Annotated in this window: 2 protein-coding genes; one reads left to right on the top strand and one right to left on the bottom strand. The window is 64.8% G+C overall.

Features of this window, described 5'->3' with window-relative positions; genetic code table 11:
• Positions 1–475 (top strand): molybdopterin-binding protein (locus EN991_RS37160; RefSeq protein WP_245461188.1); only part of this gene is annotated, 475 nt, incomplete at its 5' end.
• A gap of 48 nt (positions 476–523) precedes the next feature.
• Here EN991_RS37160 and EN991_RS37155 read toward each other — a convergent pair.
• A partial coding sequence (locus EN991_RS37155; protein ID WP_164769704.1) for an alpha/beta hydrolase occupies positions 524–1,139 on the bottom strand: 616 nt, incomplete at its 5' end.

Here is a 1,139-nt window from a genome sequence, read left to right as displayed (position 1 = left end):
CATCGTGACGCTTGGTGGCGCCTCGGTCGGCGATCACGACCTGATCCACGATGTGCTGACCGGCGAAGGCATGACGCTCGGCTTCTGGAAGATTGCCATGCGCCCCGGCAAGCCGCTGATGTTCGGCCGCCTCGGCGATATCAGGTGCATCGGCCTGCCCGGCAACCCGGTGGCAAGCCTGGTCTGCTCGCAACTGTTCCTGAAGCCGCTGCTGGCGCGGCTCGGCGGCCGCAACCATCGCCAGGACATTCGCCCAGCGCGACTGGGTGCCGCAATGCCGGCCAATGATTTGCGCCAGGACTATGTCCGAGCCGTGGTCAGGGAAGATGACGGCGCGCTGGTGGCGACGCCGTTCGGCATTCAGGATTCCTCGATGCTGAGAATGCTGGCCGACGCCAACGGGCTGATCGTGCGGGCACCGTTTGCCCCTGCAGCAGCCGCGGGCGAGGCTTGCAGCGTTTTGATGCTGCGCTGAGGAATTCCAGGCAAGCCGTTCATAACAGACGAGAAAGTGATCTCGGCTCTAGCTCGAGATCAAGCTCTGTGTCAGCGGATGCGCCGGATCGGTAAGGCCGTCGACAATGTCGTAGTGATGCCGGTCGGGCTCGACCACGGTGCTGGTGGTGGCGCCAAGGCCGGTCCAGATGTTGGCAAGCAACGTATTCTGGCGCAGGAACTCGGCGCGCTCACCGCCGCCGGCCCAGCAGGTGACGCGGGCGCCATCCATCGGGCGCAGCAGGGCTGGGCTTTCAGCCAGCGCCTCCTCTTCGTCGATTGCCAGGTCCTTGTTCATGCCGGTGCGCATGAGCGGACGCAAATCGTGTAGACCTGAAATCGAAACGACATGGCGTATGCGCCGCGCCACATCCGGCGCCAGAGGCGTGGTTGTCGTCACCATCCGGGTGGCGAGATGGCCGCCGGCCGAATGTCCGGTCAGCATCAGCGGTCCGTCAACCATTGCCGCTGCCTTGCCAATCGCCGCCCCGACTTCCCGGACGATGCCTGCGATGCGTATGTCCGGGCACAGCGTGTAGGAGGGCATCGCAACGGCGAAGCCGCTGCCGACCGCGCCCTTGGCGAGATGCGACCACAAGCTCTTGTCGGTCTCCAGCCAGTAACCGCCATGGATAATCACCACC

This window comes from Mesorhizobium sp. M7A.F.Ca.US.005.03.2.1 (genome assembly GCF_003997795.1).
Lineage (GTDB): Bacteria > Pseudomonadota > Alphaproteobacteria > Rhizobiales > Rhizobiaceae > Mesorhizobium > Mesorhizobium ciceri.
The sequence above is the reverse complement of the archived record's forward strand: the minus strand, read 5'-3'. Positions and strand labels throughout refer to the sequence as shown.